We start from the raw sequence: 20452 nt of genomic DNA, 5'->3' as shown, positions 1-20452 counted from the left end.
GACGAGGCTCACCCCGTTGGGGCCTGCGCTCTCCGTCTGCCGTTCATGCGGAGCGATGACGCATGGAGCGCCCGACATCCGGAGGCCGTCATGAAGAGTTCGAGCTGTCTCGCATTCGTCTCCTTCCTGCTCACCAGCGCGAACGCGTTCGCGGGCCAGGAGGTCCTCGAGCCCAGGACCAGCGAGTCGTCGATCCGTCCCGCGAGGAGGCTGGTGGTCCAGAACCTCAACAACTACCAGGTCGCCTGCGCGGTCGTCCACTTCGCTCAAGGCCGCTGGCACACCGAGCAGTGGTACCTGATCAACCCGGGGGCGGAGCGTGAATTCATCAACCCCTACTACGCCTATTGCGAAAAGACGACAGGCGGGGCGGCGTGGGGGGGCCGGGAGGAGGGCGAATTCTGCGTGTCCAGCGGTCAAGGTCCCGTGTACAGGAGCAACATGCGCAGCGTTTGCCTCGACCCCGCACGGGTCGACGGCGGCGTCATGCTGCCGTACTTTGCGAAGGTCCTGGGCGACACAGTCCGGTGGACGCTGAAGGAGTAGCGCCCGCTCGGCTGCCAGCCGGCGCGTCAGACCCGCTCCAGGCGCCAGACCGTCGCCTGCCGGGTCCCGTCATTCCACAACCTGCCGGCGAACCGGTGGACCCGGGCGCCGCGTCGAGGAGATGTCCGAAGACATCGACGCCGCGGACGGCGCGAGCGGCCGCTCACTCGCGCTTGCGGGCGAAGGCCCGCTCGAGCTCTCGCTTGACCAGCCGGATCGAGCCCCGGCGCGCCTCCGGCTCGGTGCCGACGTGGGCGATGCCGGTGTCGGAGGCGGTGTATGCGAGCCCCGTGATCGGGTGGACGCGCTGGTCGGGCGCGTCGAAGCCGTGCACCGCCCGGGGGTACTCGACGAGCTCGATCTCGTTCGGGAACCGCTTCGCCAAGGCTCGGCACGGCTCGACCGGGGTCCAGTCGTCCTGTTTGCCGATCAGGATGGTGACAGGGATCTCCGGCTCCCAGGTCGGGTTGTCGGCGAAGCGCTGGCAGCCGGGATAGAAGGCGACCGCGGCGCGGATGTCGGTGTTCTTCGGCTCGGCCCGGCCGGCGAACGACAGCACGCTGGTGCCGCCGTGCGACCAGCCGAGGACCGCGAGGCGGTCGGGGTCGACGAAGGGCTGACGCGCGAGCCAGGCGGCCGCTCCCTGGGCGTCACGGGCGCGGCGGCTGACGGTGAGCGGTCTGTCGCGGACGGCGCACAGGCTGTCGATGCCGCGCCGGCCGAAGCTGTCGGGGAACAACACCACGTAGCCCTCGTCGACGAGGCGCATGGCCCAGTCGTCGTGGCGTTTCGACAGTCGCTCGGGGGCGAGGCTGCTGAACAGCCCGCCGCAGCCGTGCAGCGCGATCACGGCCGGAAACGGGCCCTCGCCCTCCGGCTTGAACAGCCAACCGTCGAGCGAGGTCTTCGCCGGATCGAGGGAGACGAACTCGACCTTCTCGGGCGGCTCCGCCGCGCGCGCCGGCGCCGGGCTCGCCAGAGCGAGCGCGGCCGAGATCGGCAGAAGATTCAGGCGCGAGACGGCTGCAAATCGTCGGACCCTCACGGCTCGAATCATAGCACCCGTGCGCCCGGGAGGGGGGCGCGACGCCTCGCTCGCTCGCGCCGCCGTCCCGCCGCCGCGCCGCTCGCCGCAGGACTGTATAGACATGTCGAAACAGACATGCTCGATAGGATAGATCGAGACGAGCCGCGCGCCCGCTCACCGGCGGCCGAGCGCGCGGTCGAGCTGCAGCTTGACGGCCTTGATCGCCTCCTGGCGGGCCTTCGGCTCGGTGCCGACGTGGGCGGTGCCGGTGCCCGAGGCGGTGTAGGCCAGGCCGGTGAACTCGCGGACGCGCTGCGCGGGCGCGTCGAAGCCGTGCACCGCGCCAGGGTACTCGACGAGGTCGATCATCCGCGGGAACCGCTGCGCCAGCCGGCGGCACGGTTCGGCGGGGGTCCAGTCGTCGTCGCTGCCGATCAGGATCGTGAGGGGGATCCGCGGGCGCCACTTCGAGTCGGCGAGGAAGCGCTGGCAGCCGGGATAGAAGGCGACGGCGGCGCGGACGACGGCGCCGCGCGGCGGGTCCTTGCCGGTGGTCGACAGCACGCTGGTGCCGCCGTGGGACCATCCGAGCAGGGCCAGGCGCCCGGGGTCGACGAACGGCTGGCCCGCGAGCCAGGCGGCGGCGCCCTCGGCGTCGCGCGAGCGGCGGCCCACCGTCACCGGCCGAGGCCCGCGCAGCCGGCACAGGCTGCCGACGCCGCGCGGGCCGAAGCTGTCGGGGAACAGCACCACGTAGCCCTGCCGCACCAGCCGCTCGGCCCAGTCGTCGTGACGCTCCGACAGCCGCGCAGGATCGACGGTGCTGAACAGGCCGCTGCAGCCGTGCAGCGCGATCACGGCGGGAAACGGGCCCGGGCCGGCCGGCCGATAGAGGTAGCCGGTGAGCGGCGTGCCGGCCGTGTCGGCGGAGCGAAACTCGACCCGCTCGGGCTGCTGCGCCGCAGCGATCGCGGGCGCCAGGACCGCCAGCGCCGACGCGAGCGCGGCTGCACCGACGGGCGCGCTGCGGGTCGTGAATCGCTGGACCATGCCACGACGAATGATAGCACCGTGGGCGCGTCGCGGGCGTCGGCGCGCGAGGCCGCGCAGGCGCGCGGGCGACCGGAGCCTGTGCGGCGGGCCACTCTCGGTCGGACGGGCCGTGCTGCTTTCTGCGGCGTCGGGGAGGAATGCGAGGCCACGTCGAATGCATCGCGTCGCCTCGCGCTCATGCGATACCCATGTCTGGCCGACAATGATGCTGGCACCTGCGAGGTGCGGTGTTATCGAGAGCGCGCGGCGGCGAGGCGATCGAGCGCGGCTTCGCTGGCATCCACGAGATCGCCGGGCTGCACGGTGAATCGTCGTACGAGCTCGGCGAGCTCGCTGTCCGGCGCGGCGCCGCTGCGGGTGGTGTTCGCGGTCGCGTGCCGCGACCGTCGGCGCCGGCGGGTATGACAGTGCTGTCACGGGGCGTGACACCGCAGTCGGTGTTTGCGCGCCCCGGGGCGAATGCTAAGGTCGTGGCGAGATTAACCTACCATGACGAAGCACATCCTCTCCCCCATGGCACTGTCGCTCGCGGCCTTGCTCGCGTGCAACCCCGACAAGAGCCCGATCGACAGCTCGACCGACAGCGCGACCGACAGCTCCGGCAGCGAGAGCGCAGGCTCCGAGTCGAGCAGCGGCGATCCGACGGGCGACCCGAGCGGCGATCCGTCCGGCTCCGGTTCCGGCTCGGAGTCCGAGTCCGAGAGCGGCACCTCGAGCGGCGGCGACACGACCGAAGACCCGACCGGCGGGACCGGCACCGGCGAGGGCGGCCAGGCGTGCATCGACACGCCGACGGTCATCGCGGTCGACGCCGAGACGGCGCTGGGCATCTCCGCCGAGGCGTTCCTGGCCGACAAGCTCGGGCCCCGGTCGACCACGCTCACCTTCGCCAGCGAGCCGCTGACCCTGGCCGACGCGTGGATCAACAAGGAGCTGCCGCTGACCGTCGAGCTGCGCTACGCCGGCGGCGAGGTCCGCTGGATCGACTCGGAGATCAACCCCGAGTACGAGGGCGAGGGCTTCCCCGAAGAGTGTGCCGATCGCCTCGAGATCGACGTCGGCTTCGACTTCGTCACCGAGGGGCTCGAGTTCGACGAGCACCGCGACGGCGTCCTGACGGTGGCGAGCGCCGACCGGGGCCAGCTGCGCGTCAAGCTGCTGCCGCCCGGGCTCGACGGCTCGTTCGACCCGGCGACGCTCTACAAGGCCGACGCGGATCCGCCGTGGGTGGTCACCGGCCTCGAGATCGGCGCGACGTTCCAGGGCGCGCAGGCCGGCGGCAGCCTCCTCAACGAGGTGCTGGTCGGAGAGAGCGAGGACGGCTTCGTCGGCTTCGGCCCGGCCGCCTCGTGGGGCGACGACATCGATCCGTGACCCGTCCTCAGGCGAACACGCGCGCGAGCACGCTGCGGGCGCACCAGTACCCGCACATGCCGTGGACCCCGCCGCCCGGCGGGGTCGAGGACGAGCACACGAAGATGTCCGGCGCCGGGGTGCTGTACGGGTCGAGCCGCGGCGCCGGACGGACGAGCAACTGCCGCAGATCGGCGAGGCCGCCGTTGATGTCGCCGCCGACGTAGTTGGCGTCGTAGCGCTCCATCTCGACGGCGTTGCGGCTGGCGCGGGCCAGGATCGTCGCGGTGAAGCCGGGCGCGAAGCGCTCGACGTGGGCCTCGATCGCGGCCGCGGCGTCGACCGGCGAGGCGTGCGGCACATGACAGTAGGCCCACGCGACGTGCCTGCCGGCGGGGGCGCGCGTGTCGTCGAACAGGCTCGGCTGGGCGAGCAGCACGAACGGCGGACGCGCGAGGCGACCGGCGTGGACGGCGGTGGTGGCGGCGGCGACGTCGGCGAGCGTGCCCGAGAGATGGACGGTGCCGGCGCGCGCGCAATTGGGGTCGCGCCAGGCGATCGGCGCCCGCAGGGCCCAGTCGATCTTGAACACGCCGGGGCCGTAGCGGAACCCGCGGAGCCGGCGACGGTAACGCTCGGGCAGGCGATCGCCGGCGACGGCGAGGAGCTGCCGCGGGGTGAGGTCGAGGACGTAGGCGTGGGCCGGCGGCAGCTCGGAGAGGTGGGCGACGCGACGGCCCAGCTCGAGCGCGCCGCCGTGGGCGCGCAGGCAGGCGACGAGGGCGTCGGTGATCGCCTGCGAGCCGCCGCGGGCGAGCGGCCAGCCGACGGCGTGGCCGGCCATGGCGAGCACCAGCGCGAACGCGGTGGTGCCGAACGCCTCGAGCGGGACCATCGCGTGCGCGGCGATGCCGGCCAGCAGCGCGCGCGCCGGCTCGTGTGCGAACCGGCGCTCGGCGAGGGCCCGCATCGGTCGCAGCGCGTGCACGCCGAAGCGCGCGAGCAGCAGCGGGTGCTCGCGGGCCGCCCACAGCGGTCGCAGCAGGAGCGGCAGCAGGTCGTCGAAGCGGTCGACGAGCGGGCCGAGGAGGTCGCGGTAGGCGAGGGCGTCGCCGGCGAACTGCGCGGCGGTGACGTTGACGCGGCGCTCGAGCATCACCGCGCTGCCGTCGGCGAGCACGTGCGCGAGCGGGGCCGGCGGATCGATCCACGCGAGGCCGTGGCGCGTCAGCTCGAGCTCGCGGAACAGCGGCGAGGCGGCGCCGAGCGGATGCACGGCCGAGCAGTAGTCGTGGACGAAGCCCGGCAGGGTGAGCGGCCCGGAGCGACAGCCTCCGCCGGGGGTGTCGCCGGCCTCGACGACCAGTGTCGAGAGGCCCGCGCGCGCGAGCACGACGGCCGCGGCGAGGCCGTTGGGGCCGGCGCCGACGACTACGACGTCGTGCGCGACGCGTGCCATTGCTGCAGCCGGTGGCGAGCGGCATCGAGGTTGATCCGCACGACCTCGCGGGCGGCCCACACGACGAACAGGGGCGTGCCGATCCGCGGCGGGCGATGCCCGTGCACGGCGCCCGGCTCGTCGTCGGGGCGGTACAGGTTGCCCTCGGTCGGCGGCTGGTCGCGCCCGAGGTGGAACGACCGCAGCGCGCGGTACAGCAGCCGCTCGCTGGTCCGCGGCAGCACGCGGTGGATCGCCAGCCCGAGCTCGGCGCTGCGCGGGACGAAGCGCTGGCGGCGAGGGTGCGCGGCCAGCTCGACGAGCGCCTCGGCGACCTTCTCGGGCGACTGCATCGGCGGCATCGCGTGCGCCTCGCGGCCGAGGTCGTCGGCGGCGGCCTGGAAGTGCGGGGTGTCGATCGCGTAGGGGAAGATCGTGCACACCTCGATGTCGGGGTATTCGGCCAGCTCGACGCGCAGCGCCTCCGACAGGCCGTGGAGGCCGAACTTGCTGATGACGTACGAGGGCACGAACGGGTGGCCGATCTTGCTGAGCACCGAGCCGACGTTGATCAGCGTGCCGCGCCGCTGGCGGCGGAAGATCGGCACGACGGCGCGGGCGCCGTGGATCGCGCCGAACAAATTGGTCTCGATCACGCGCCGGTGATCCTCGAGCGGGCCATCCTCGAGCCGCGCGAACACGGTGACGCCGGCGTTGTTGACCCACACGTCGATGTCGCGCCAGCGAGCAATCGCGGCCTCGGCGAGGCGCGTGACCTCGTCGGGCCGGGTGACGTCGGTCGGGACCACCAGCGCCTCGCCGCCGCGCGCGCGACAGCCTCGCGCCGTCTCCTCGAGCTCGTCCTCGCGGCGCGCGGCCAGCACGACCCGCCAATTGCGCTCGGCGAAGCGATGGGCCGCCTCGCGCCCGAGCCCGCTCGAGGCGCCCGTGATGACCGCCACGCCTTCATTCGTTCGTCGCATGATCGTGCAGAGTGGGGGAGGGGGTACAATCGTCGTTGCGCCGATGGGCGCGCGAATCGAGAATGCGGTTACTTGTGCTCGTCGGCCCTGGTCGGGGTCTTCTTTCCGACGTCGCCGCCCGGCGGCTCGGTCCCGGGCTCGGGCGCGGCCGCGGCGCCCGGATTGGCGGCGCCGCTGACCGGCGGAGGGGTGGCCTCCTGCGGGCCCGCGGGCGGGGGGCCCTTGGTGCGCGTGTCGACCGGCGCCGGCTGGGCCTTCGGCTGCTCGGGCTGGCGGGTGCAGGCGGCGGCGAGCAGCAGGACCAGCGCCGCGATCGCGGCATGCCGACCCTCGCTCGCCTGTCGCCCGATATGCGCCGTCCTCGCGCCTTGCCGGCCTGTCGGGGCCGGCCCCGGCGCCTGGCCGGGGCGCCAATGGTGGCACCGGCGAATGTGCGGTGTCCGCGTGGGGTCGTGGGCGGTCACTCGTTCGATTCCTCCCCCTCGTCCGTCTGGCCGTAGGCGGCCATCACGTCGGCCATGTCCTGGTACTCCTGATCGGGCATGCGCTCGAGCTGGCGGATGATCGCGTCGTCGGCGTCGTCCTCGCGCGCCTGCTGGATCAGGTCCTTCTTGCGCGCGGGGAAGTCGATGCCTCGCAGGTGTCGGGTGACGTTGATCGGTGAACGGCCGCCGGTGCCTCTGGTCATTGTTCAGTCTCCTTGGTGCCTGGGCGGCTTTTCGTAGCACGCGCGCGACCGCGCGCCAGCGGGGTCGACGGGGCGCGGGTCGGCGCGCCACGCGGAGCGCGAGCGATGCTCCGACAGGGCCGGCGAGGTCGGGCCCGCACCGCGGGGACCCGCGGCCGAGGCCCGCGCGCGTCGGCGTCGATCATCGTCGCCGGCATGACGCGGGTGCTGTCCCTCAACCTCAACTTCTACGGCGAGCGCCACGGCCCGTGGTGCGAGCGAAGGGCCCTGGTCGCGGCGGCGATCCGCGAGGCGCGGCCCGACCTGGTCGCGCTGCAGGCGGTCGCGCGCGCGCCGGACCGGGACGACGGGCTCGACCAGGCGGCCCAGCTCGGCCGCTGCGTGCCCGGCTACGAGGTCGTCTATCGCGCCGCGGCGGTGCACGCGGACGGGCGCGAGGAGGGGCTGGCGTTCCTGTCGCGCTACCCGCTGCTCGACCTGCGGGTCCACGCGCTGTCGCGCCGCGACGACGGCGAGGATACGTCTCGCCGCGCGCTGCTGCACGGGCTGTTCGCGGCGCCGGGCGGGCCGCTGCACCTCGTCGACGCCCACTTCTCGTGGGTCGAGGCGCAGGCGCGCGACAACGTGAGCGAGGCGCTGGCCTACCTCGCCGCGGTCGAGGGGCCGGCGGCGCTGGTCGGCGACTTCAACCAGACCCCCACCAGCGAGGCGCTGGCGCGGCTGCGCGACGCGGGCCTGGTCGACGCCTGGGCGGCGCTGCGACCCGAGGCGCCGGGCTACACCTTTTACGAGGACGGCGCGCTGCGCCGGCGCATCGATTATCAATTGTTGGATCGCCGGCTCGCGCCGCAGCTGCGCCGCGCCGACCTCGTGCTCGACGGACCCGGCGAACGGCGGGCGTCCGATCACGCGGGCCTGCTGGTGACGATCGACGACCCGGCGCGGGCGTGACGGCGAGCGGTGATTCGAGCGTCGCGCCGCCGCAGGCGCCGGAGCGGCGAGCCGGCGGCGGCTCGCACGAATGACCAGGGTTTTCGTCAGCCCAGCGGCCGCGGCGCTGCAGCCGGCGCGACAATGACGGGCGCCGGTTTTTCGCATGAGTACGTGATCGTTCGCTGAATGTGCAACGAGCGAGCGCATGGCGACTGGCCCGGTCCGGATGTCCATGTCATGAACGCGCCGTATGCAAGAATCAGCGGGAGACCCCACGATCTACGAGGTCATCCGGGCGGAGCACGCCCGGATCTCGCAGCTCCTCGCGGAGCTGCGAGGCGAGGACGCGGACGAGCCGGAGGAGCTGTTCGCGACCGTCCGCGACCTGCTCGAGCGACACGCGCGGGCCGAGGAGGCGGTGTTCTACGACGTCCTGCTGCAGAGCGGCGACGACGAGCTGCGGACGCTGGCCCGCGAGGCCGAGGCGGAGCACTCGGAGGTCCGCCGCCTGCTCGCCGAGCTCGAGCCGATGCCGGTCGACGACGCCAAGTGGGCGGCCGCGGTCGAGTCGCTGGCGCTGGCGGTGCAGCGGCACGTCGAGCGCGAGGAGAGCGAGATCTTCACGGCGATGGAGGCGATCCTCGACGACGATCAGGCGCGCACGCTGGCCGAGACGTTCGAGGCGATGGAGGCGCGAGTCGAATCGGAGGAGGCCGCCTGAGCGCCGCGGTCGCGCTCGCCCCCGCCGTGATCGTCCGCGAGGCTCTCGATGGCTCGACTGGTCGCACTCGCTGATTCGCTCGACGCGCGCGCCGACGAGGAGACGACGGTGCGACGCGCGGCCGGGCGGACGCAGGAGCGGCCGCTCGCGGTCGCGGGCTGTCGGCCGCGCGAGGTGGTGGTGATGCGGGCGCTGCCGGGGCTCGGCGACTTCCTGTGCGTGACGCCGGCGCTGCGGGCCCTGCGGGGCGCGTTGCCGGCGGCCCGCGTGACGCTGCTGGGGCTCGCGGGGACGCGCCCGCTGGTCGACCGCTATCGCCACCTGCTCGACGCGTTCCTCGAGTTCCCCGGCTTCCCCGGCCTGCCGGAGGCGCCCGCGAACGTGCGGGCGCTGCCCGAGTTCCTGCGCGCGGTGCAGGGCCGCTTCGACCTCGCGCTGCAGATGCACGGGAGCGGCGTGGTCAGCAACACGTTCGTGCAATTGTTGGGGGCGCGGGTGAGCGCCGGCTGTTACGCGACGCCGCTGGCGTGCCCCGATCCGGCGACGTTCATGCCGTATCCGGCGGGGCTCGCCGAGCCGCAGGTGTACCTGGCGCTGCTGGCGTCGCTCGGGATCGCGGGGCGCGGCGAGCGGCTCGAGTTCCCGATCGCGGGGCACGAGCAGGCCGAGCTCGACACGCTGCTGCGCGGGCTGGCGGTGGCGGACGACGCCGCGCTGGCGCTCGTGCACGTCGGCGCCGCGGACGCGCGCCGCCGGGTCGAGCCGTGGGTGCTGGGGCGAGTCGTCGACGGGCTGGCCGAGCGCGGGCTCGAGCCGGCGCTGACCGGCAGCTGCGCCGACGCGGCGCTGGCCGAATCGGTGCGCGCGCACGTCCGCTCCCGGCCGCTCGATCTGGTCGGTCGCACCTCGCTCGGCACGCTCGGCGCGCTGGTGCGGCGCGCGAGGCTGGTGGTCGCCGGCGACACCGGCGTGTCGCACCTCGCCAGCGCGCTGGGGACGGCCAGCGTGATCGTGTTCCTCGCCAGCGCGCCGCAGCGGTGGGCGCCGCTCGATCGCCGGCTGCACCGCGTGGTCGACGGCAGGACGGCGCCGGCCGGCGCGGCGGCGATCCTCGCCGAGGTCGACGCGGTGCTGGCCGCGACCGGAGTGGCCCATGCTTGACGCGGCGGCGCCGGGCTTCCCGCGGTCCGTCGACCGCCTGCTGGTGGTCCCGCCGGCGGCCGGGTGCGACGCGTTGATGGCACCTCTGAGACATGTCCGATCGGCCATGCCGCGGGCGACGCTGGTGCTGCTCGGCGATCCGGCGCTCGGGGGGTGCGTCGACGTCGACGAGGTGGTGCCGGATCGGGCGCTGGCGCATTTCGATCTGGCGGACCTGTCGGGGCTGATCGCCGAGCTGGCGGCGGCCAGGCTGGCGGCGGCGCTGGTGTTCACCGACGAGCGCGAGTCGGCGTTCGAGGCGGCGTACCTGGCCTACCTCGCCGGGGTGCGCGTGCGCGCCGGGTTCGCGGGGGAGTTCGGCGGCGGCGTGCTGGCGCCCGCGGTCGCGCCGCCGCCGGCCGGCACCGTCGGCGCGGCGCGCCATCTGTTCCTTCTCGACGCGCTCGGTCTGGGCGCGACTGCCACGCCGGCAGTGAAAGCGAGGCCCTCGTGCGACGACTCCGCGTCCTGACCTGGCACGTTCACGGCAGCTACCTCTACTACCTCACGCAGGCGCCGCACGCGTTCTGGCTGCCCGTAAGGCCAGGTCGCCCGGAGGGCTACGGCGGGCGCAGCGGCAGCTTCGCCTGGGGCGACGACGTGCACGAGGTCGCGGCCGAGGAGGTGCGGCGGCGCGAGTTCGACGTCGTGCTGTTCCAGTCGCGCCGCAACTGGGAGGTCGACCAGTTCGAGCTGCTCACGCCGGCGCAGCGCCGGCTGCCGCGGGTGTTCCTCGAGCACGACCCGCCGCGCGAGTCGCCGACCGACACGCGCCACCCGGTCGACGACCCCGAGGTGCTGCTGGTGCACGTCACGCCGTTCAACGCGTTGATGTGGGACGCCGGTCGCACGCCGGTGCGGGTGGTGGAGCACGGCGTGAGCGTGCCCGACGAGGCCCGCTTCCGCGGCGAGCTGGCGCGCGGGATCGTGGTCGTCAACAACCTGCCGCGACGCGGGCGCCGGCTCGGCCACGACGTGTTCGAGCGCGTGCGCGCCGAGGTGCCGCTCGACCTCGCGGGCATGGCCTCGCGCGAGCTCGGGGGCCTCGGCGACCTGCCGCTCCGCGAGCTGCACGCGCGCCTCGGCGACTACCGGTTCTTCTTCAACCCGATCCGCTACACCAGCCTCGGCCTGGCGGTGTGCGAGGCGATGATGATCGGCCTGCCGATCCTCGGCCTCGCCACCACGGAGATGAGCGCGGCCGTGCAGAACGGGGTCAACGGCTACGTCGAGACCGACGTCGGGCGGCTGGTGATGCACATGCGGCGACTGCTGGCCGAGCCGGAGGAGGCGCGCGCGCTGAGCGAGGGGGCGCGGCGGATCGCCCGCGAGCGGTTCGGCATCCGCCGCTTCGCGGCCGACTGGACGCGCGTGCTGGCCGAGGTGGCCGGCGTGCGGCGCCCGGTGGTCGCTCTCGGCGAGGCGCCCGGGAGGTTCGCGTGAAGCCGCTGGCGGTCGACCGCTCGCCGGAGCCGCGCCCGGCCGGGTGCCCGCTGCGGATCGCGATGATCAGCGAGCACGCGTCGCCGCTGGCGCCGCTCGGCGGGCGCGACAGCGGCGGGCAGAACGTGTATGTGGCCCAGGTCGCGCGCCACCTCGGGCGCCTCGGCCACCGCGTCGACGTGTTCACGCGCCGCGACAGCCCGACGTTGCCGGCGGTGATCGAGCTCGACGAGCGGGTGCGGGTGATCCCGGTCGACGCCGGGCCGGCGGCGCCGGTGCGCAAGGAGGAGCTGCTGCCGCTGATGCCGGCGTTCACCCGCTTCGTCGCGCGCCACGTGCGACGCGGCGGCTACGACCTGGCGCACGCCAACTTCTTCATGAGCGGCCTGTGTGCGGCGGAGCTCAAGCGCGAGCTCGGGCTGCCGTTCGCGGTCACGTTCCACGCGCTCGGCAAGGTGCGTCGCCTGCACCAGGGCGCGGCCGACGGGTTCCCCGACGCGCGGATCGCCATCGAGGAGCGGATCGTCCGCGAGGCCGACGCGGTGATCGCCGAGTGCCCGCAGGACGAGGTCGACCTGATCACGCTGTACGCGGCCGAGCCGGAGCGGCTGGTGACGATCCCGTGCGGCTTCGATCCGCGGGAGTTCGCGCCGGGCGACCGGCTGGCGGCCCGCGCCGCGCTCGGCCTGGCGCCGAGCGACAAGGTGGTGCTGCAGCTCGGGCGCCTGGTGCCGCGCAAGGGGATCGACAACGTCATCGCCGCGCTGGCGCGGCTGCCCGGCGACCTGCGGGCGCGATTGTTGGTGGTCGGCGGCGAATCACGCGACCCCGAGCCGGCGTTGACGCCGGAGATCGGGCGGCTGCGCGAGGTGGCGCGAATGGAGGGAGTGGCCGATAGGGTCGAGTTCGTCGGCAGCCGCGGGCGCGACGAGCTGCGCGACTATTACGTGGCGGCGGACGTGTTCGTCAGCACGCCGTGGTACGAGCCGTTCGGCATCACGCCGCTCGAGGCGATGGCCTGCGGCACGCCGGTGCTCGGGGCCAACGTCGGCGGGATCGCCCACACCGTGGCGCACGGCGAGACCGGCTACCTCGTGCCGCCGAAGGACCCCGACGCGCTGGCCGACAAGCTGGCGCTGGTGCTGGCGCAGCCGCGCCTGGCGGCGCGCCTCGGGCAATTGGCGGTGCGCCGCGTGCACGCGCTGTTCACCTGGGAGAAGGTCGCGGCGCGCCTGGCCGAGGCGTTCGTCGCGGTGGCCGGCCGGCGCGTCGAGACGTACGCGGCGCCGGTGGCCGCGGCCACGGTGGTCGAGCGCGGCTTCGACGGCCTGCTCGCCGTGCTCGCGCGGGCCCGCGGCAGCCTGCGCGACGACATCGTGCGCGCGGCCGACCTGCTGGCGGCGACGTTCGCCCGCGGCGGCAAGGTGCTGGTGTGCGGCAATGGTGGCAGCGCCACGGACGCGCAGCACTTCGCGGCCGAGCTGGTCGGTCGCTTCCTCGCGCCGGGCCGGGCGGGGTTGCCGGTGGTGGCGCTCACGGCCGACTCGGCGGTGCTGACCGCGTGGGCCAACGACGTCGGCTACGACGACGTGTTCGCCCGCCAGGTGCAGGCGCTCGGCCGGCCCGGCGACGCGCTCGTCGGCATCTCGACCAGCGGGCGCTCGGCCAACGTGATCGCGGCGCTGCGGGCCGCGCGGGACGGCGGGCTCGCCACGTTCGCGCTGCTCGGCGGCAGCGGCGGCGCGGCGCTGGACCTGGCCGACTGCGCGGTGCTCGTGCCGTCGCGCGAGACGCAGCGCGTGCAGGAGGTGCACACGCTGGCGCTGCACCTCATCTGCGAGCTGGTGGAGGAGCGCGTGCTGGCCCGCTCCGACGCCGTCCCCGTCGCGTCGCGTCGCCAGCGCGCCCTCTCGCAAGGAGAACCGCATGTCCCCGACCACCGATTCGTCCCTCGCGGGTAAGACCGCGCTCGTCACCGGCGGCGCCAGCGGCCTCGGGGCCGAGATCTGCCGCTGCCTCGCGGCCGCCGGCGCCCGCGTGGTCGCCACCGACGTGCGCACCGAGCCGCTCGAGCAGTTGGTCGGCGAGGTGCGCCGCGCCGGCGGCGACATCGAGGCCGCGCGCCTCGACGTGCTCGACGGCGACGCCGCGGAGGCGCTCGTGCACGACGTCCGGGCCCGCCACGGCCGCCTCGACTTCCTCGTCAACAACGCCGGCACCGACAAGACGCTGGCGATCGACGAGCTCAGCGTCGCCGACATCGACCGCGTGCTCGGGGTCAACCTGCGCGGGCCGTTCGTGCTCAGCCGCGCCGCGTTCCCGCTGCTGCGCGCCCAGGGCGGCGGCTACATCGTCAACATCGTCTCGACCGCGGCGAAGCGGGCGTGGGCCAACGCCAGCGCCTATCACGCCAGCAAGTGGGGCCTTTTGGGCCTCAGCCACGCGCTCCACGTCGAGGCGCGGCCGTTCGGGATCAAGGTCACCGCGCTGCTCGCCGGCGGCATGCGCACGCCGTTCATCCTCGACCGCTTCCCCGACACCCCGCTCGCCAACCTGCAGGACCCGCGCAACGTCGCCGAGACGATCCGCTTCCTGCTGGCGATGCCCGGCGAATCGGTGGTCCCGGAATTGATGGTGGTGCCGATGCGCGAGACGAGCTGGCCATGACGATCGCAAATGTGGGCACCCGCGGGCCGCGGCCCGCGATCTTCCTCGACAAGGATGGGACGCTGATCGACGACGTGCCGTACAACGTCGACCCGGCGCGCGTCTGCCTGACCCGCGGGGCGCGCGAGGGGGTGACGGCGCTGCAGGCGGCCGGCTACGCGCTGGTGGTCGTCACCAATCAATCGGGGGTGGCGCGCGGGCTGTTCGGCGGCGAGGCGCTGCTGATCGTGCGCGCGCGCATCGAGGCGCTGCTCGGCCGCCGGCTCGACGGGTTCTACTGGTGCCCGCATTACCCGGCCGGGGTGGTCCGCGAGTACGCGATCGCGTGCGGCTGCCGCAAGCCGCAGCCGGGCCTCCTCACCCGCGCCGCCGGCGAGCTCGGCCTCGACCTCGCGCGCTCGTGGATGGTCGGCGACATCCTCAGCGACGTCGAGGCGGGCTGCCGCGCCGGCTGCCGCACCGCCCTGCTCGGGCAGCCGCCGGACCCGCTGTCGCTCGCGCCGCAATACATGCCGACGCTCGTCGCCGGCGACCTCGCCGAGGCGGCGCGGCGGATCCTCGGCGCGACGGGCAAGTCAGGAGAAAGGAGCGCGCTCGATGACCCACGTCCTGCTCCCCGTGCTTGACGCGTTCGCCGGCGTGCGCGCGCTGGTGATCGGCGAGGCGATGCTCGACTCGTACCTCAATGGCCACAGCGAGCGGCTGTGCCGCGAGGCGCCGGTGCCGGTGGTCGACGTCGTCGAGCGCCGCGACGTGCCCGGCGGCGGGGCCAACACGGCGGTCAACGCGGCGGCGCTGGGGGCCCGGGTCACGTTCGTGTCGGTGGTCGGCGCCGACGACGAGGCCGAGCGCCTGGCGGCGGCGCTGGCGGCCCGCGGGATCGCCGGCGACGGCCTGCTGCGCGACCGCGAGCGCTACACGCTGATCAAACAGCGGGTGCTGGCGAGCGGGCAGATCCTGCTGCGGCTCGACGCGGGCAGCCGCGACGAGCTCGGGGCCGCGGCCGAGGCCGAGCTGCGCGCCCGCGTGCGCGCGGCCTGGCGCGAGGTCGACGCGGTGATCGTGTCCGACTACGGCTACGGCGTCCTGACCCCGGGCGTGATCGCCGAGATCGCGGCGCTGCAGGCCGCGGCGCCGCGCGTGCTGGTGGTCGACGGCAAGGACCTGCGCCGCCTGGCGCACGCGCGGCCGACGGCCTGCAAGCCCAACTACTGCGAGGCCGCGCACCTGCTCGGGCTGAGCAACGGGCACGGCGAGGGGCGCGTCGAGCAGATCGCCGCGCACGAGGCCGAATTGCTGGCGCTGACCGGCGCGCGCGTGGCCGCGGTCACGCTCGACACCTCGGGCGCCCTGGTCTTCGAGACAGGTCAGCCGCCGTACCGCACGTACACGCGGCCGTCGTCCGACGCCAACGCGACCGGGGCGGGCGACACCTTCGTCAGCGCGCTGGCGCTGGCGCTGGCCTCGGGCGCGCCGACCCACGCCAGCGCCGACCTGGCCTCGAGCGCGGCGACGGTGGTGGTCGGGCGCAACGGCACCACCGCCTGCAGCGCGGCCGAGCTGCGGGTGTTCCTCACCGCGCAGGACAAGGTGCTGACCGTCGACGACCTCGCCGCGCTGGCCGCCGACCTGCACCGCGCCGGCAAGCGGGTGGTGTTCACCAACGGCTGCTTCGACATCCTGCACCGCGGGCACATCACGTGCCTGAGCCGGGCCAAGGCGCTCGGCGACGTGCTGATCGTCGGCCTCAACAGCGACGCCGGCGTGCGCCGCCTGAAGGGCCCGACGCGCCCGATCAACCGCGCGGCCGATCGGGCCCAGGTGCTCGCGGCGCTGTCGTGCGTCGATCACATCGTCGAATTCGCCGAGGACACGCCGGCGCGGCTCATCGAGCTGGCGCGCCCCGATGTCTACGTCAAGGGCGGCGACTACTCGCTGGCGACGCTGCCCGAGGCGCCGCTGGTCGCCAGCTTCGGCGGCGAGGTGTCGTTCCTGCCGTACCTCGACGACTTCAGCACCACCGGGATCCTGGCGCGGATCGGGGCGAGGTCGGGCGGATGACGGCGGCGTGGGCAGGCGCGCGGCGGGTGCTGTGCATCCGCCTCGACTCGCTCGGCGACGTGCTCATGACCACGCCGGCGCTGCGCGCGGTGCAGGCCGGCGGGCGCCGGGTGACGCTGCTGACGTCGCGCGCGGGCGCGGCCGTCGGGCAGTTGGTGCCCGAGGTCGACGAGGTGTGGCCGTACGACGCGCCGTGGCTCAAGGCGACGGCGCCGCGCGACGGCGCGCTCGACCGCGCGTTCGTCGAGCGCCTGCGGGCGGCCCGCTTCGACGCCGCGATCGTGTTCACCGTGTACAGCCAGAACCCGCTGCCGGCGGCGCTGCTGGCGTTCCTGGCCGACATCCCGCTGCGCCTCGCGCACTGCCGCGAGAACCCGTACCAGCTGCTGACGGACTGGGTGAAGGAGCGCGAGCCCGAGGCCGGGGTGCGCCACGAGGTGCGGCGCCAGCTCGACCTGGTGGCCCACGTCGGCATGCGCGCGGACTGTGAGCAATTGTCCTTGCAGACATGTCCTGAAGACCTCGTCATCGCCGCCGCCGAGCTGCGCCGCAGGGGCGTGGGCCTGCGGCCGTGGGTGGCGCTGCACGCCGGCGCGACCGCGAGCTCGCGCCGCTACCCGCCCGAGTCCTACGCGGCGGTGGTGCGCGCGCTGGTCGGCGAGCACGGGGTCGACGTCGTGCTCACCGGCGCGGCCGACGAGGCCGGGCTGGTGGCGCAGATCCAGGCGGAGGCCGGGGTGCCGAGCCACTCGCTGGCCGGCCGGCTGCCGCTCGGCGCGCTGGCTGCGGTGCTGCGGCGGGCGGCGCTGCTGATCAGCAACAACACCGGGCCGGCGCACGTGGCCGCCGCCGTGGGCACGCCGGTGGTGTGCCTGTACGCGCTGACGAACCCGCAGCACACGCCGTGGGGGGTGCCCGCGCGGGTGCTGAGCCGGCCGGTGCCGTGCGCCAACTGCTACCGATCGATCTGTCCCGAAGGACACCACGAGTGCCTGCGCGGCGTGGCGCCGGCGGCCGTGGTGTCGGCGGCGCTCGAGCTGCTGCGCCAGCGCGCCGCGGCGAAGGTCCAACCGCGTGAGGTGCCCGCATGCCGACCCTCGACGTCCTGATCCCGACCTGCGATCGCCCGGCCGCGCTGGCGGTGACGCTGACCAGCCTGTGCGCGCAGTCGCGACCCGCCCCCGGGGGCGTGCCGTTCCGCGTCGTGGTGTCCGATCAGGGCGACGCGCCGATCGCCGGCTCCGGCGAGCTGCGCGGGGTGATGCGGGTGCTGCAGGCCCACGGCCACGCCGTCGAGCTGCACCGCCACCTGCCGCGGCGCGGGATCGCCGAGCACCGGCACTACCTGCTCGCGCAGTGCCGGGCCGAGCACGCGCTGTTCCTCGACGACGACCTGCTGCTCGAGCCGTGGGTGGTCGCGCAGATGACCGAGGCGCTGGCGCGCGAGGGCTGCGGCTTCGTCGGCAGCGCGGTCCACGGGCTCAGCTCGATCGGCGACGTCCGCCCGCACCAGCAGGGCGTCGAGCTGTGGCCGGGCCGCGTCGAGCCCGAGCTGGTCGAGCACGGCGGCCCGGCGTGGCGCCGGCACGAGCTGCACAACGCCGCCAACCTGTGGCACGTGCAGCGCTCGCTCGGGCTGACGCCGGAGCGCACGCGCCGCTACAAGGTCGCGTGGGTCGGCGGCTGCGTGCTCTACGACGTCGCCAAGCTGCGGGCCGTCGGCGGCTTCGAGTTCTGGACCGAGCTGCCGCGCGAGCACTGCGGCGAGGACGTGCTGGCGCAGCTGCGCGTGATGGCCCGCTTCGGCGGCTGCGGCCTGATGCCGAGCGGCGTCTATCACCTCGAGCTGCCGACCACGATCGCCGCGCGCGACGTCGACGCGCCGCGCGTGCTGCCGGTCGTGCCGGCGCAGGAGTCGACGCGAGGCGCATGAACCGGCGCGCCGACGCGACGCCGGAGTGGTCGCAGGTGCGCCGGCTCCTGGTCGTGCGCCTCGACAACCTCGGCGACGTGATCATGACCGGGCCGGCGCTGCGGGCGGTCAAGGCCGCGCTGCCGGGCGTGCACCTGACGCTGCTCGCCAGCCCGGGCGGGGCGCCGGCGGCCGCGCTGCTGCCGTGGGTCGACGAGGTGCAGACCTGCCGCGCGCTGTGGCAGGACCTCGGCCGCCTCGAGTTCGACCCGGCGCGCGAGGCCTCGCTGATCGCGGCGCTGCGGCGCGGCGCGTACGACGTCGCCGTGATCCTGACCAGCTTCAGCCAGACCCCGCACGCGGCCGCGTTCGCCTGCGCGCTGGCCGGGGTCCCGCACCGGATCGGCGAGTCGCGCGAGCACGGGCGAGCGCTGACGTTCGCCGCGAGCTCCGCCCCGGTCGGGCTGCATCAGGTCGCGCGCAACCTGCGGCTCGTGGCGGCGGTGGGGCTGCCCGCGAGCGACGGCCGGCTCGAGATCCGGCTCCCCGCAGCCGCGCTTCAGGCCGCGCGCCGACGAATCATGGCACTCGGGATCTCCGGCGATTATCTGCTGTTCAACCCGTTCGCCAGCTGCCCGGCGCGCACCCTCGATCCGCCGCGCCACGCCCGCGCGGCCCGCCTGCTCGCCGAGCGCTCCGGCTTGCCCGTGGTGATGTGCGGGGCCCCGCGCGACCGGGCGCGAGCGGCCGCGCTGGCGCGCGTACTCGGCGACCGCGGCGTCGACCTCGTCGGTGCCACCGAGCTGCCCGAGTTCGCGGCCCTGCTCGCCGGGGCGCGCCTGGTGCTCACCAACAACACCGCGGCGCTGCACCTCGCCGACGCGCTCGCGGTCCCGCAGCTGGTGACCTACGCCGGCACCGACCTCGTCTCGCAGTGGGAGCCGCGCGCCTCGCCGCACCGGCTGCTCCGCCGCGACACCGCGTGCACGCCGTGCTATCGCATGACATGTCCGTTAGGACAGGCATGCATGGCGCTGCCGGCCGAGGCGATCGCGGCCGTGGGGCTGGAACTGCTCGGTGACACGGCATTCAGCCGGAACCGGGGAACTTTGGCGGACCGACACGATCGAGAGCGCCCGTAGGCGCCGCAGGAAGCACCGGGTCGACGGGCGGGTTCAGTCGATGACGCCGAATCGATGCGCGGACGAACCGGCCAAGGCCGAGGAGCCACAGGGCGCCCACGGCCTTCGTCCACCAGCCTGGGTAGCATACGAAGAGGAGGAACCCGAGGTTGAAGACGTGATGGACCAGGCGGTCGTATCTTCCGAACACCCGCCTCATGAATTTATCGTATTCCTCGGGGCCGCCCCATCGAGCGGCGGGTGAAGGTACTTCTTCGGTCGAAGAGGACTCCATACCCGCACCGGCGATCAGCGTGCGCCGATATCGCCGGGCGAGGCGCTTGCGGGCGAGCCGCTCCACGAGCCCCCCCCAGAGTCGATAGTAGAGGTAGAAGCCCAGCGCGCTCTGCCACCAGACCACGTCAAGATGCAACGTGAGCGGAAAGATGATGAGGAAGAGAGGCCCCCAGAAGAGGAGCGCGATGGGCGTCAGCAATGCCCGCGACCAGAAGTGGTCCGTCGCCACCCAGCCCCAGGGCTGCGGGGGGAGCGGCGTGTAGGTCTCGAGCGCTTGCAGCTCGCCGGTGCGGCGGGCCAGCTCTTCGCGCAGGCGGTAGCGGTCGATCGCGGCGTCGGCCTGGAGCGCAGGCATGGGGCCCGTCCTGACTACTTGTTCTGCGCCTTCTCGCATTTGTCCTTCACGATGGATCCGGTGTGCTTCGCGACCCCAAAGCCCAGACCGACACAGGGGCCGGTGCCGAGAGGTGTCGTTGCCCATTCGCAGCCCGCGAACACGCCGGCGCCGATCGTCAGGGCGCTGATTCCGGCCGCGAGATTGCAAAGGAGTCCTCGCGTCTCCGCCAGCGCCTCGATGACGACGTCGTGGTCCCACGCTTGATAGACGCTTGCGACCACGAGATGCGCCTCTCTCGCGGTGAGAGCAGCGAACGCGGCGCTCTCCGTGGTGACTTTGCCGCCCACGAATTCCTGCTCGGCGAGCACGCGCTGGTCGAGAGTCAGCTGCGCCACGCCGGTACCATCCTCGTCCAGACGCATGGCAATGGTCACGTGACCGGGCGCGATGTGATAGTCGATCTGCATGTGGAGTCCGTCCGCGGTCTCCACGAAGGCGTCGACATGATGAAGATCGATCGGTGATTCGAGGTCAACCGCCGAAGGATAGTGCTCGTGCGCCGGCGTGGCAGGCGCGGGACTGGCAACGGGCGCCGCGAGCGAAACGGCGATGAAGAGTTCGGTCAGCATATGCCGCCATGGCAAACGCTGAGCCGTTCACAAGCGGACGGCA

The 20452-nt window shown here is 73.9% G+C and carries 22 protein-coding genes and 1 pseudogene; 15 read left to right on the top strand and 8 right to left on the bottom strand.

Going from position 1 to position 20452, the window contains the following annotated elements; translation table 11 throughout:
• Nucleotides 1-90 precede the first annotated feature (90 nt).
• Entirely contained in the window at nt 91-546 is a 456-nt protein-coding gene (locus K7C98_RS15595) for a DUF1036 domain-containing protein (protein WP_224192457.1), read from the top strand.
• A 163-nt stretch (nt 547-709) separates the two neighbouring features.
• Here K7C98_RS15595 and K7C98_RS15590 read toward each other — a convergent pair whose 3' ends face one another.
• Nucleotides 710-1591, bottom strand: a complete 882-nt coding sequence (locus K7C98_RS15590) for a dienelactone hydrolase family protein (RefSeq protein WP_224192456.1) — start codon at nt 1589-1591, stop codon at nt 710-712.
• A gap of 156 nt (nt 1592-1747) precedes the next feature.
• Nucleotides 1748-2623: a dienelactone hydrolase family protein gene (locus tag K7C98_RS15585; RefSeq protein WP_224192455.1), complete on the bottom strand. Its 876-nt coding sequence runs from the start codon at nt 2621-2623 to the stop codon at nt 1748-1750.
• Nucleotides 2624-3139: 516 nt separating this feature from the next.
• On the opposite strand from K7C98_RS15585, the gene K7C98_RS15580 reads away from it, so the two are divergent.
• Nucleotides 3140-4000, top strand: coding sequence for a hypothetical protein (locus K7C98_RS15580; protein WP_224192454.1), 861 nt, complete (start codon nt 3140-3142; stop codon nt 3998-4000).
• Nucleotides 4001-4007: 7 nt separating this feature from the next.
• Here K7C98_RS15580 and K7C98_RS15575 read toward each other — a convergent pair whose 3' ends face one another.
• The 4 genes from K7C98_RS15575 to K7C98_RS15560 form a co-directional block, all read right to left on the bottom strand.
• On the bottom strand, nt 4008-5438 hold the full coding sequence (locus tag K7C98_RS15575; RefSeq protein ID WP_224192453.1) for a phytoene desaturase family protein: 1431 nt from the start codon (nt 5436-5438) through the stop codon (nt 4008-4010).
• A complete protein-coding gene (locus K7C98_RS15570) occupies nt 5411-6400 on the bottom strand; it encodes an SDR family oxidoreductase (RefSeq protein ID WP_224192452.1) in 990 nt (329 codons plus the stop codon). Before K7C98_RS15570 ends, K7C98_RS15575 begins: the two co-directional genes overlap by 28 nt.
• Before the next feature lie 68 nt (nt 6401-6468).
• Nucleotides 6469-6864 carry a hypothetical protein gene (locus K7C98_RS15565; RefSeq protein ID WP_224192451.1) on the bottom strand — a complete coding sequence of 132 codons (396 nt, stop codon included), beginning with the start codon at nt 6862-6864 and terminating at the stop codon, nt 6469-6471.
• Nucleotides 6861-7088, bottom strand: coding sequence for a DUF2795 domain-containing protein (locus K7C98_RS15560; RefSeq protein ID WP_224192450.1), 228 nt, complete (start codon nt 7086-7088; stop codon nt 6861-6863). Before K7C98_RS15560 ends, K7C98_RS15565 begins: the two co-directional genes overlap by 4 nt.
• 195 nt (nt 7089-7283) lie before the next feature.
• Here K7C98_RS15560 and K7C98_RS15555 point away from each other — a divergent pair, with 195 nt between their 5' ends.
• The 13 genes and pseudogenes from K7C98_RS15555 to K7C98_RS15500 all read left to right on the top strand — a co-directional run bounded on the left by K7C98_RS15555 (nt 7284) and on the right by K7C98_RS15500 (nt 19167).
• On the top strand, nt 7284-8039 hold the full coding sequence (locus K7C98_RS15555) for an endonuclease/exonuclease/phosphatase family protein (protein ID WP_224192449.1): 756 nt from the start codon (nt 7284-7286) through the stop codon (nt 8037-8039).
• Between the two features lie 232 nt (nt 8040-8271).
• Nucleotides 8272-8742: a hemerythrin domain-containing protein gene (locus K7C98_RS15550; protein WP_224192448.1), complete on the top strand. Its 471-nt coding sequence runs from the start codon at nt 8272-8274 to the stop codon at nt 8740-8742.
• Nucleotides 8743-8790: 48 nt separating this feature from the next.
• Nucleotides 8791-9903, top strand: coding sequence for a glycosyltransferase family 9 protein (locus tag K7C98_RS15545; protein WP_224192447.1), 1113 nt, complete (start codon nt 8791-8793; stop codon nt 9901-9903).
• Nucleotides 9896-10414: a hypothetical protein gene (locus tag K7C98_RS15540; RefSeq protein WP_224192446.1), complete on the top strand. Its 519-nt coding sequence runs from the start codon at nt 9896-9898 to the stop codon at nt 10412-10414. The genes K7C98_RS15545 and K7C98_RS15540 overlap by 8 nt, the downstream gene beginning before the upstream one ends.
• Nucleotides 10393-11385 carry a glycosyltransferase gene (locus tag K7C98_RS44805; RefSeq protein ID WP_224192445.1) on the top strand — a complete coding sequence of 331 codons (993 nt, stop codon included), beginning with the start codon at nt 10393-10395 and terminating at the stop codon, nt 11383-11385. Before K7C98_RS15540 ends, K7C98_RS44805 begins: the two co-directional genes overlap by 22 nt.
• A 62-nt stretch (nt 11386-11447) precedes the next feature.
• Nucleotides 11448-12713, top strand: a pseudogene (locus tag K7C98_RS45505) (glycosyltransferase); the annotation flags it as partial.
• On the top strand, nt 12690-13346 hold the full coding sequence (locus tag K7C98_RS45500) for a D-sedoheptulose-7-phosphate isomerase (RefSeq protein WP_431312834.1): 657 nt from the start codon (nt 12690-12692) through the stop codon (nt 13344-13346). The pseudogene K7C98_RS45505 and the gene K7C98_RS45500, both read left to right, overlap by 24 nt.
• A complete protein-coding gene (locus K7C98_RS15525) occupies nt 13312-14052 on the top strand; it encodes an SDR family oxidoreductase (protein WP_224192443.1) in 741 nt (246 codons plus the stop codon). The genes K7C98_RS45500 and K7C98_RS15525 overlap by 35 nt, the downstream gene beginning before the upstream one ends.
• Nucleotides 14049-14678 (top strand): D-glycero-alpha-D-manno-heptose-1,7-bisphosphate 7-phosphatase, encoded by a 630-nt coding sequence (locus K7C98_RS15520; protein WP_224192442.1) that lies wholly within the window; start codon nt 14049-14051, stop codon nt 14676-14678. The genes K7C98_RS15525 and K7C98_RS15520 overlap by 4 nt, the downstream gene beginning before the upstream one ends.
• The gene (gene rfaE2, locus K7C98_RS15515) at nt 14650-16113 is read left to right on the top strand and encodes a D-glycero-beta-D-manno-heptose 1-phosphate adenylyltransferase (protein WP_224192441.1); all 1464 of its coding nucleotides are present in this window, start codon (nt 14650-14652) and stop codon (nt 16111-16113) included. The genes K7C98_RS15520 and rfaE2 overlap by 29 nt, the downstream gene beginning before the upstream one ends.
• The gene (locus tag K7C98_RS15510) at nt 16110-17222 is read left to right on the top strand and encodes a glycosyltransferase family 9 protein (protein ID WP_224192440.1); all 1113 of its coding nucleotides are present in this window, start codon (nt 16110-16112) and stop codon (nt 17220-17222) included. The genes rfaE2 and K7C98_RS15510 overlap by 4 nt, the downstream gene beginning before the upstream one ends.
• Nucleotides 17201-18046: a glycosyltransferase gene (locus K7C98_RS15505; RefSeq protein ID WP_224192439.1), complete on the top strand. Its 846-nt coding sequence runs from the start codon at nt 17201-17203 to the stop codon at nt 18044-18046. The genes K7C98_RS15510 and K7C98_RS15505 overlap by 22 nt, the downstream gene beginning before the upstream one ends.
• The gene (locus K7C98_RS15500; protein ID WP_224192438.1) at nt 18043-19167 is read left to right on the top strand and encodes a glycosyltransferase family 9 protein; all 1125 of its coding nucleotides are present in this window, start codon (nt 18043-18045) and stop codon (nt 19165-19167) included. Before K7C98_RS15505 ends, K7C98_RS15500 begins: the two co-directional genes overlap by 4 nt.
• Here K7C98_RS15500 and K7C98_RS15495 read toward each other — a convergent pair.
• Both K7C98_RS15495 and K7C98_RS15490 read right to left on the bottom strand, forming a co-directional pair.
• Nucleotides 19115-19798: a hypothetical protein gene (locus K7C98_RS15495; protein WP_224192437.1), complete on the bottom strand. Its 684-nt coding sequence runs from the start codon at nt 19796-19798 to the stop codon at nt 19115-19117. The two genes, K7C98_RS15500 and K7C98_RS15495, sit on opposite strands and share 53 nt — an antisense overlap.
• A 14-nt stretch (nt 19799-19812) precedes the next feature.
• A complete protein-coding gene (locus K7C98_RS15490; RefSeq protein ID WP_224192436.1) occupies nt 19813-20409 on the bottom strand; it encodes a hypothetical protein in 597 nt (198 codons plus the stop codon).
• Nucleotides 20410-20452: the final 43 nt, after the last annotated feature.

The organism is Nannocystis pusilla (assembly GCF_020073745.1).
GTDB lineage: Bacteria > Myxococcota_A > Polyangia > Nannocystales > Nannocystaceae > Nannocystis > Nannocystis radixulma.
Note: the sequence above shows the minus strand (reverse complement) of the source record. Positions and strands in the feature narration are given on the sequence as shown.

Bases quoted from the DNA above. Each gene is read 5' to 3' on its own strand.
- K7C98_RS15595 (WP_224192457.1), top strand. From the start codon at position 91: ATGAAGAGTTCGAGCTGTCTCGCATTCGTCTCCTTCCTGCTCACCAGC.
- K7C98_RS15585 (WP_224192455.1), bottom strand. From the start codon at position 2,623: ATGGTCCAGCGATTCACGACCCGCAGCGCGCCCGTCGGTGCAGCCGCG.
- K7C98_RS15580 (WP_224192454.1), top strand. From the start codon at position 3,140: ATGGCACTGTCGCTCGCGGCCTTGCTCGCGTGCAACCCCGACAAGAGC.
- K7C98_RS15575 (WP_224192453.1), bottom strand. From the start codon at position 5,438: ATGGCACGCGTCGCGCACGACGTCGTAGTCGTCGGCGCCGGCCCCAAC.
- K7C98_RS15570 (WP_224192452.1), bottom strand. From the start codon at position 6,400: ATGCGACGAACGAATGAAGGCGTGGCGGTCATCACGGGCGCCTCGAGC.
- K7C98_RS15560 (WP_224192450.1), bottom strand. From the start codon at position 7,088: ATGACCAGAGGCACCGGCGGCCGTTCACCGATCAACGTCACCCGACAC.
- K7C98_RS15555 (WP_224192449.1), top strand. From the start codon at position 7,284: ATGACGCGGGTGCTGTCCCTCAACCTCAACTTCTACGGCGAGCGCCAC.
- K7C98_RS15550 (WP_224192448.1), top strand. From the start codon at position 8,272: ATGCAAGAATCAGCGGGAGACCCCACGATCTACGAGGTCATCCGGGCG.
- K7C98_RS15545 (WP_224192447.1), top strand. From the start codon at position 8,791: ATGGCTCGACTGGTCGCACTCGCTGATTCGCTCGACGCGCGCGCCGAC.
- K7C98_RS15540 (WP_224192446.1), top strand. From the start codon at position 9,896: ATGCTTGACGCGGCGGCGCCGGGCTTCCCGCGGTCCGTCGACCGCCTG.
- K7C98_RS15525 (WP_224192443.1), top strand. From the start codon at position 13,312: ATGTCCCCGACCACCGATTCGTCCCTCGCGGGTAAGACCGCGCTCGTC.
- K7C98_RS15520 (WP_224192442.1), top strand. From the start codon at position 14,049: ATGACGATCGCAAATGTGGGCACCCGCGGGCCGCGGCCCGCGATCTTC.
- rfaE2 (WP_224192441.1), top strand. From the start codon at position 14,650: ATGACCCACGTCCTGCTCCCCGTGCTTGACGCGTTCGCCGGCGTGCGC.
- K7C98_RS15510 (WP_224192440.1), top strand. From the start codon at position 16,110: ATGACGGCGGCGTGGGCAGGCGCGCGGCGGGTGCTGTGCATCCGCCTC.
- K7C98_RS15505 (WP_224192439.1), top strand. From the start codon at position 17,201: ATGCCGACCCTCGACGTCCTGATCCCGACCTGCGATCGCCCGGCCGCG.
- K7C98_RS15500 (WP_224192438.1), top strand. From the start codon at position 18,043: ATGAACCGGCGCGCCGACGCGACGCCGGAGTGGTCGCAGGTGCGCCGG.
- K7C98_RS15495 (WP_224192437.1), bottom strand. From the start codon at position 19,798: ATGCCTGCGCTCCAGGCCGACGCCGCGATCGACCGCTACCGCCTGCGC.
- K7C98_RS15490 (WP_224192436.1), bottom strand. From the start codon at position 20,409: ATGCTGACCGAACTCTTCATCGCCGTTTCGCTCGCGGCGCCCGTTGCC.